The sequence below is a fragment of the Paenibacillus artemisiicola genome (genome assembly GCF_017652985.1).
GTDB classification, from domain to species: Bacteria; Bacillota; Bacilli; order Paenibacillales; family Paenibacillaceae; genus Paenibacillus_Z; species Paenibacillus_Z artemisiicola.
Genome location: NZ_JAGGDJ010000136.1, coordinates 1 through 526 on the forward strand (window position 1 = coordinate 1; position 526 = coordinate 526).

Annotated in this window: 1 tRNA gene and 2 rRNA genes; all 3 read left to right on the forward strand. The window is 53.0% G+C overall.

The window, feature by feature from the left end:
• A 16S ribosomal RNA gene (locus tag I8J29_RS33565) occupies nucleotides 1-118 on the forward strand; the annotation flags it as partial.
• An 88-nt stretch (nucleotides 119-206) separates the two neighbouring features.
• A tRNA-Ala gene (locus tag I8J29_RS33570) sits at nucleotides 207-282 on the forward strand.
• A gap of 129 nt (nucleotides 283-411) precedes the next feature.
• Nucleotides 412-526, forward strand: a 23S ribosomal RNA gene (locus I8J29_RS33575); the annotation flags it as partial.

A 526-nucleotide genomic window follows, 5' to 3' on the forward strand; every position in this document is an offset into this window, starting at 1 on the left:
CACCCGAAGTCGGTGGGGTAACCCGCAAGGGAGCCAGCCGCCGAAGGTGGGGTAGATGATTGGGGTGAAGTCGTAACAAGGTAGCCGTATCGGAAGGTGCGGCTGGATCACCTCCTTTCTAAGGAATTACCTAACCACGTTGATGGTTAGATACATGTAGGATTCATGACGTGAAACCATGTGTTCAGCTTTGATGGAATTTGTTTGGGGCCATAGCTCAGCTGGGAGAGCGCCTGCCTTGCAAGCAGGAGGTCAGCGGTTCGATCCCGCTTGGCTCCACCAACAACCATCGATTGCCCTTTGAAAACTGGATATGAAATTTGCGAAACATCTCTTAGCTGAGATTAACGATGTATGCGATGAATGCTGCATGCTCGATCTTCGGATCGATCACGCAACCCAATCATCGTTGGTTAAGCTACTAAGAGCGCACGGAGGATGCCTAGGCGCTAGGAGCCGAAGAAGGACGTGGCGAACAACGAAATGCCTCGGGGAGCCGTAAGCAGGCGCTGATCCGGGGATGTCC